The sequence below is a fragment of the Pseudobdellovibrionaceae bacterium genome, assembly GCA_015163855.1.
Taxonomy (GTDB): domain Bacteria; phylum Bdellovibrionota; class Bdellovibrionia; order Bdellovibrionales; family UBA1609; genus JAAOIH01.
The window spans coordinates 1-6,885 of record JAAOIK010000024.1 but is presented as its reverse complement, the minus strand read 5'-3'; the positions used below and the strand labels follow the sequence as shown (position 1 = coordinate 6,885).

Sequence of the window (6,885 nt, the reverse complement as noted above, 5' to 3'; positions counted from 1 at the left end):
TCTAGTGGAAGAGCTACAGGCGTGCATTTGCATTTCGAATTATTACGATTTAGGCAACCCGTAGACCCTAGTGCTTACTTAGTGTTTCACTCTAATGTAGCTAAAAGATAGTTTTATTTTTTTAAGTCAGTTAAGCTGTTTTTTTTATTAACTTTTATTTTTTAGTATTTAAACAAAGGAAAGCCTTTACAAAGTTTCTTCACTTGCCATTTAGTATTTAAACAAAGGAAAGCCTTTACAAAGTTCTTCCACTTGCCCTTTAATATTTTGAATGGTTTTTTCCTTTTTTGCATTTTCTATTAAGTCGGCAATATAGTTGGCAATAATTTTCATTTCCGGCTCTTTCATTCCTCTGGTAGTAAGGGCAGGGCTGCCAATGCGCAAGCCACTGGTAACAAAGGGGCTTCGTGTTTCGTTGGGCACGGTGTTTTTGTTTACTGTAATATGGGCTTGGCCCAGTAACTCTTCGGCGTCTTTTCCTGTAAGTCCGCTGGAGTGTTTAGATAGGTCTATTAAAACAAGATGATTGTCGGTGCCATTGGTTACGATAGAAAAGTTTCGCTCTTTCAAAACCTCTGCTAAAACGTTAGCATTTTTTAGCACTTGCTTCATATAAGTAGTAAAATTAGGCTGCAAAGCTTCTTTAAAAGCCACCGCTTTGGCGGCAATAACATGCTCTAAAGGTCCGCCTTGAATTCCTGGAAATATGGCCGAGTTAATTTTTTTAGCCCATTGTTGTTTACATAAAATTAATCCTCCCCGAGGACCTCTTAAAGTTTTATGAGTGGTGCTGGTAATTACATCGGCATAATCTATGGGGCTTTGGTGTAAACCTGTAGCCACAAGCCCCGCAAAGTGCGCCATGTCTACCATTAAAAGACTACCAGTAGTTTTAGCAATTTGGGCAAAGGCTTGAAAATCGATTTTTCTAGGGTAGGCACTGTAGCCTGCAACAATAAGTTTTACTTTATGTTTTTTTGCTAAGTCTTCAATTTTATTATAATTTAATAACTGCGTATCTTCGTCTAATCCATAAGAGGAAAAAGAAAAAAGCTTTCCACTAAAATTAACTTTAGACCCATGGGTAAGATGCCCTCCATGAGACAAGTCCATTCCTAAAATAGCATCGCCAGGGTTTAATAAACTTAAGTAAGCGGCCATATTGGCTTGCGATCCCGAGTGGGCTTGCACATTCACTGCCTCGGCTTTAAATAATTCTTTCGCTCTGTTAATGGCTAAAGTTTCTGATTGGTCTACCCATTCACAGCCACCGTAGTAGCGTTTACTAGGGTAGCCCTCTGCATATTTATTGGTTAAAATAGAACCTTGAGCTTGCATTACCGAAGGGGAGCAATAGTTTTCGGAAGCAATCATTTCTAACCCCGACTCTTGTCGCTTTTGTTCGGAGGCAATAATACTCGCAAGTTGAGGGTCGGTGGTAATAAGGTCTTTCATTGTAATTTCCTTACGCGCGCGCTATGTCGTCCATGTTTAAACTCTGTACTTAAAAAACTTTCTACTATTTTTAAGGCATTGGCAAAGAGTCTGTTATTTACTGTCGCGGGGTTTTTAATAAACTCTGCATTTTCTTTTTCTAAGGTGGGCCTTGCAGCTAAACATAAAACATTGGCATTGTTATGTTCTCTAACTAATTGTGCCGAGTAAGAATTATGGCATAAACCCGCTCTAATAAAAGGGTATCTATTGGCGCGCATTACCATGCCTTGTCCAGAGCCACAAATAAGAATTCCTTTAGTTAGGTTTGGGTTATCTTTATTGTGGTCTTGTATTTTTTTACAAACTAAGTCGGCAAAATCGGGGTAATCCACCGAGTCTTCTGTATCGGGGCCTAAGTTTATAAGAGAATGGAATTTTAAATTCTCTAAAAGAAAAGTTTTTAATTTTACTCCTGCATGATCGGAGCTAATAAAAATAGACGAGGTGGACATGTTTAAATATTAGTATTTTTTAAAAATAAGGGAAGCATTAGTTCCTCCAAAACCAAAACTATTATTTAAAACATAGTTTACTTTTGTTTCACGAGATTGATTAGGAATATAGTCTAAATCACAATCTTCACTAGGGTTTTTTAAATTTAAAGTACAGGGAAGTGTTTGTGTCTCTAAGCTTTTTATGCAAACTAAACTTTCTATGGCTCCCGCAGCGCCTAAGGTGTGCCCCATAGCTCCCTTGGTACTACTTACCATTAACTTATGGGCATGGTCTTTAAAAACTGTTTTAATGGCTTGGGTTTCGATGGCGTCTCCCATAGGGGTACTGGTTCCATGGGCATTAATATAATCCACTTTATGGGGGCTAATTTGTGCTTGCTGTAAGGCTAACTTCATAGCTAGTGCAGCTCCATCTCCTTTTGGTTGAGGGGAGGTAATATGATAGGCATCGGCCGACATTCCCCAACCCACTAGTTCTGCATAAATAGGAGCCTTTCTTTTAATGGCGGTGTCTAGGTCTTCTACAATAAGGCTAGCAGAACCTTCGCTTAATACAAAGCCATCACGCCGGTTATCCCAAGGACAACTGGCCTCTTGGGGGTTTTCATTGTTTGTAGACAAAGCTTTCATAGAGGCAAAGCCCTCCATAGCTAAGTGGCAAATAGTAGACTCAGACCCTCCAGTAATCACACGATTACAAAGGCCTTGTTGGATGTAATTGGCGGCGGTAATAATGGCATGGGCTCCCGAGGCGCAGGCCGAAGCTGTGGTAAACTGTGGGCCTTTAACAGGGTATTTTAAACTAATCTGCCCTGGTAGTAAGTTAGATATTATGCTGGGGATAAAAAAAGGACTAACTCGTTTTCCAGAAAAATACAGCTCTGCCTGTTTTTCGATAGTGGGCAAACCTCCTAGGCCAACTCCTAAAATTATACCCGTTTCTTGTATAACTTGTTCGTCAGAAAACTGTAGTTGCGAATCGGCTATAGCTTGGGTAGCGCTACCCAGGCCTAGTAAAATAAAGCGGTCTACTTTTTTTTGGTCTTTTTTATTTAAAACTTCATCGGGGTTAAAGTTTTTTACTTCGCCCGCAATTTTAACTTTTAAATTATCTGTAGGGCATTGGGTGATGTTTGTGATGCCCGATTTTCCTTGAATTAAATTATCCCAAAAAGTGGCAAGAGTATTTCCCACAGGGCTAAGCACACCTTGCCCTGTAATAACAATTCTTTTTTTAGACATACAAATACCGGCGCTATTATTTTAAAAAATATTAAAGCGTATAAATAATTTTAGCAGAATTAATAAAGTAAAAAAAATTACGAAACATTTTTTTCTAAGTAATCGATTACATTTTGAACTGTTTTTAATTTTTCTGCATCGCTGTCTGGAATTTCAATTCCAAATTCTTCTTCAAAACTCATTACAATTTCTACAATATCTAAGCTATCTGCCCCAAGGTCTTCTATAAAAGAAGATTTTGTTTGTACTTTTTCTGCATCAATATTTAGGTGATTTACAATAATTTGAATAACTTTATCTTTCATAATATATCTCCATTTTTATGGTATTTGTAAGAGTTAAATTAACTCTAAGCTAAGTTTTAAATTCCTGCAAGAAGTTTGTTATCCAAAAATACCGCCGTTAACATGCAGTGTTTGCCCAGTAATATAAGAGGATTCACTGCTTAGTAAAAAGCGAACAACTTGTGCCACTTCTATGCTGTCGCCATAACGCTTTAACGGAACTTGTTTTAAAATTTCGGTTTTTTGTTCTTCGGATAGTTTGTTGGTCATGTCGGTTTTTATAAAACCAGGAGCAATGGAATTAACACGCAATTGTTTTTTTCCCAACTCGGTAGCTAAAGATTTAGAAAAAGCTTCAAGCCCTGCCTTGCTAGCAGCGTAGTTACTTTGTCCAGATTGAGTAATGTGTGCAATTACAGAACTAATATTTACAATGCTGGCTTGGTTACTTCGCATTAGTGGTTTTAATAATTGTTTTGTTAAAAATACTGTACCTAAAAGATTGGTTTGTATAACACTAACAAAATCTTCTTCTTTCATTAAAGGAAAAATTTGGTCACAAGTAACTCCTGCATTATTTACAAGGCCATCTATTTGTGGCCATTGTTTTTTTAATTCTGCAACTTGGTTTTCTATAGTATTTAAATTATTTAAGTGTAGTTGAAATATACTGTGTTCTAAATTAGGAGAAATACTTTGTACTTCTTTTAAAACCTGTTCGGCAAGCGCTTTATTGTTAGCATAACTAAAAATTAAACTTGCCCCTTGTTTGGCAAGCAAAAGTACAATGGCTTTTCCGATGCCTCGACTGGCTCCAGTTACTACAATTTTTTTTCCTTGTAAGCTCATAAGTAATCCTTTTTTGTTATTTACAAAAATTATCCTCTATTAATTTAATGTCTTGTAAAGAATTCATACCGTAAACAGTAATTTGAGGATAGGTTTTTTTCATTAAACTAGATAACACTTTTCCAGGCCCTGCTTCTACACAAATTTGTATTTTGTTTGTGTTTAAACTATCCATGGTTTTTACCCATTGTACAGGAGCACAAATTTGTTGGCACAAACGCTTTTTTAATTCTGTAGATTTTTTTATAGGAAGAGGGTCTGCATTGGGCAAAATAAAATGCTGTGCATCCTTAAAATCAATAGTATTTAAATGCTCGGTCATTGCCGTTTCGGTTTTTTTCATTAAAGGGGAGTGAAAGGCCGAAGATACTTTTAACGCAATGGCTCTCCATTTTTTTTGTTTATAAAAATGCGATTTGTTTTCTTGTATCCATGTTAAAGCTTTAGTTTCGCCACTAATAACTATTTGTTCTGGGGAGTTAACATTGGCGGGGCTTACTAAGGCATTAGTGGCTGCGCTGGCTTTTTCGCACAGTTGGTCAACATCGTTAGCTTGTAACCCCATAATGGCGGTCATGCCTCCCGTGGGTGCTTTAGCCATAGTGTTAGCGCGAATTTGCACCGCCTGTAAACTATCAGAAAAAGACATAACTTGGCTTGCAGCAAGGGCTGCATACTCTCCCACCGAGTGTCCTGCAAGATAAGAAAACTCTAAACCCAATATATTTTTTAGTACACTAAAGCTAGAAAAAGAAACTAATAAAAGGCAGGGTTGCGTATTGGTCGTAATTTTTAAAGTGTCTTCGTCAGAGGAAAAGCATAGTTTTTTAAAATCTTTATGTAAAAGGTCACTAGCTTCTTCAAACAATATTTTTGTACTTTTAAAATTTTTATATAAAAATTCTCCCATGCCAAGATGTTGACTACCTTGTCCAGGAAACAGTACTGCTTTCATTATTGTCCTTTAGATTATTAAATAATTTAATATTTTAATAACACACTGCCGCTGGTTAGCCCCGACCCAAAAGCCACTAGTAAAACCCAATGTCCTTTTTTTATACGACCATCTTTAACAGCAATATCTAAAGCCATGGGAACGGTGGCAGCCGATGTGTTTCCCATGTCTTTAATTTCATTAACCACTTTATTTAAAGGAACATTTAGTTGCTTGGCCACAGCATTAATAATGCGAGTGTTGGCTTGATGAGGTATTACCCAATCTATATCTTGTGCAGTTAATTGATTTTTTTCTAAAGCTTCCATACAACGGCGGCTCATACTAGTAACTGCTTCTTTAAACAGTTCTTTGCCTTTCATAACTACACAGTGGTCTTTTTTTTCTAACACCTCTGCGGTAATAACCTTGGCCGACCCACCTGCGGGAACCTCTAGTAAGTGACTTTGTGACCCATCGGCACTAAGGTGATGAGAAACAATCCCACTATCGTCTTTTGTTTCATTTCTACTAAGAATACAGGCTCCAGCACCGTCACCAAATAAAATGCAAGTGTTTCGGTCTGTGTAGTTAACAAAATTATGTAATATTTCTGCTCCCACTACTAAAATATTTTTGTAAGTACCGGTTTGAATAAATTGGTTCGCAACCGATAGGGCATAAATAAAACCCGAGCAAGCCGCCGACATGTCTAAAGCAGGGCAGTGGGGAATTTCTAATTTATGTTGCACTAAGCAAGAGGTATTAGGCATAGGGTAATCGGGAGTAGCAGTGGCTAGTAAAATACAATCAATTTCGTTTTTATCTATGTTTGCTGCAGCAATGGCTTTTAAAGCCGCTTTGTAAGCAAGGTCACTAGTGGTTTCGTTATCAGAAGCGATACTACGAGAAGAAATTCCCGTTCGCTCTTGTATCCACTGGTCATTAGTGTCTACTAGTTTTTCTAAATCTTGATTAGTTAATTTTTTTTCAGGGAAAAAAGATCCTGTCCCTTTAATGTAAGCTTTAAATAAAGTCATAAGAAATGATTTTATAACCTTTAAAAGGAGCGGTAAAGGTTAGGCCTCGTCTTTAGTTTTTGCAGCAGAAATGGCTTTGCCTTTGTAATAAAAAGCTCCATCATCGCCTTGATAAGCACGGTGAGGTTGGTGCATTTCTCCCGTCTTAGAACAAGTCCATGGAGAGTTAGAGCTTAATCCGTCGTGAGAGCGCCTCATGTTTCTTCTAGATTTAGATGTCTTTTTCTTCGGCTGTGGCATAGTTTACCTCTTTAACATTTACTTTTATTAAGCAAGCAAGCAAATAAATACTTTTATTAAGCAAGCAAATAAATAACAAGTTTTTTCAAAAAGCGCAAGTGCAATTCTAAGCGAGACAAAGGCAGTAGCAAGGCGAAGGAGGGACAGACCCCTAAGGGACTACCCCCGGGACTACCCCCTTAGGGACTACCCCCTAAAGGGTCTGACCCCAAGAGGTCTGTTCCTCTAAATTGGGTAAGGTTGACCTCGTTAGGATTGTAACATAATATTTCTACATAATGAACTCACAACAGCAGTCACAAACAAAAGCGTTAAAATATTGGGTAGAGTTTTTTGATGACCTC

General features: G+C 37.6%; 9 protein-coding genes. 1 reads left to right on the top strand and 8 read right to left on the bottom strand.

Annotated elements, in window-relative coordinates; genetic code table 11:
* Window positions 1-111: M23 family metallopeptidase (locus tag HAW63_03050; GenBank protein MBE8162945.1), on the top strand; the 111-nt coding region annotated here is incomplete at its 5' end.
* 99 nt (window positions 112-210) lie between these two features.
* Here the strand turns inward: HAW63_03050 and HAW63_03045 are convergent.
* The 8 genes from HAW63_03045 to rpmF form a co-directional block, all read right to left on the bottom strand.
* A complete protein-coding gene (locus HAW63_03045) occupies window positions 211-1,455 on the bottom strand; it encodes a serine hydroxymethyltransferase (GenBank protein ID MBE8162944.1) in 1,245 nt (414 codons plus the stop codon).
* Window positions 1,452-1,949, bottom strand: a complete 498-nt coding sequence (locus HAW63_03040; protein MBE8162943.1) for an RpiB/LacA/LacB family sugar-phosphate isomerase — start codon at window positions 1,947-1,949, stop codon at window positions 1,452-1,454. The genes HAW63_03045 and HAW63_03040 overlap by 4 nt, the downstream gene beginning before the upstream one ends.
* Before the next feature lie 9 nt (window positions 1,950-1,958).
* Window positions 1,959-3,194: a beta-ketoacyl-ACP synthase II gene (fabF, locus tag HAW63_03035; GenBank protein MBE8162942.1), complete on the bottom strand. Its 1,236-nt coding sequence runs from the start codon at window positions 3,192-3,194 to the stop codon at window positions 1,959-1,961.
* Between the two features lie 77 nt (window positions 3,195-3,271).
* Window positions 3,272-3,499 (bottom strand): acyl carrier protein, encoded by a 228-nt coding sequence (locus HAW63_03030; GenBank protein MBE8162941.1) that lies wholly within the window; start codon window positions 3,497-3,499, stop codon window positions 3,272-3,274.
* 78 nt (window positions 3,500-3,577) lie between these two features.
* Window positions 3,578-4,327: an SDR family oxidoreductase gene (locus HAW63_03025; protein MBE8162940.1), complete on the bottom strand. Its 750-nt coding sequence runs from the start codon at window positions 4,325-4,327 to the stop codon at window positions 3,578-3,580.
* Window positions 4,328-4,343: 16 nt separating this feature from the next.
* Window positions 4,344-5,282 carry an ACP S-malonyltransferase gene (fabD, locus tag HAW63_03020; GenBank protein MBE8162939.1) on the bottom strand — a complete coding sequence of 313 codons (939 nt, stop codon included), beginning with the start codon at window positions 5,280-5,282 and terminating at the stop codon, window positions 4,344-4,346.
* A gap of 26 nt (window positions 5,283-5,308) precedes the next feature.
* Window positions 5,309-6,301: a ketoacyl-ACP synthase III gene (locus HAW63_03015; protein ID MBE8162938.1), complete on the bottom strand. Its 993-nt coding sequence runs from the start codon at window positions 6,299-6,301 to the stop codon at window positions 5,309-5,311.
* A gap of 39 nt (window positions 6,302-6,340) precedes the next feature.
* Window positions 6,341-6,541, bottom strand: a complete 201-nt coding sequence (rpmF, locus tag HAW63_03010; protein MBE8162937.1) for a 50S ribosomal protein L32 — start codon at window positions 6,539-6,541, stop codon at window positions 6,341-6,343.
* Window positions 6,542-6,885 lie beyond the last annotated feature (344 nt).

Excerpts from the sequence above, each read along its gene's own strand:
- HAW63_03030 (MBE8162941.1), bottom strand. The coding sequence starts at position 3,499 with ATGAAAGATAAAGTTATTCAAATTATTGTAAATCACCTAAATATTGAT.
- rpmF (MBE8162937.1), bottom strand. The coding sequence starts at position 6,541 with ATGCCACAGCCGAAGAAAAAGACATCTAAATCTAGAAGAAACATGAGG.
- HAW63_03015 (MBE8162938.1), bottom strand. The coding sequence starts at position 6,301 with ATGACTTTATTTAAAGCTTACATTAAAGGGACAGGATCTTTTTTCCCT.
- fabF (MBE8162942.1), bottom strand. The coding sequence starts at position 3,194 with ATGTCTAAAAAAAGAATTGTTATTACAGGGCAAGGTGTGCTTAGCCCT.
- HAW63_03025 (MBE8162940.1), bottom strand. The coding sequence starts at position 4,327 with ATGAGCTTACAAGGAAAAAAAATTGTAGTAACTGGAGCCAGTCGAGGC.
- HAW63_03040 (MBE8162943.1), bottom strand. The coding sequence starts at position 1,949 with ATGTCCACCTCGTCTATTTTTATTAGCTCCGATCATGCAGGAGTAAAA.
- HAW63_03045 (MBE8162944.1), bottom strand. The coding sequence starts at position 1,455 with ATGAAAGACCTTATTACCACCGACCCTCAACTTGCGAGTATTATTGCC.
- fabD (MBE8162939.1), bottom strand. The coding sequence starts at position 5,282 with ATGAAAGCAGTACTGTTTCCTGGACAAGGTAGTCAACATCTTGGCATG.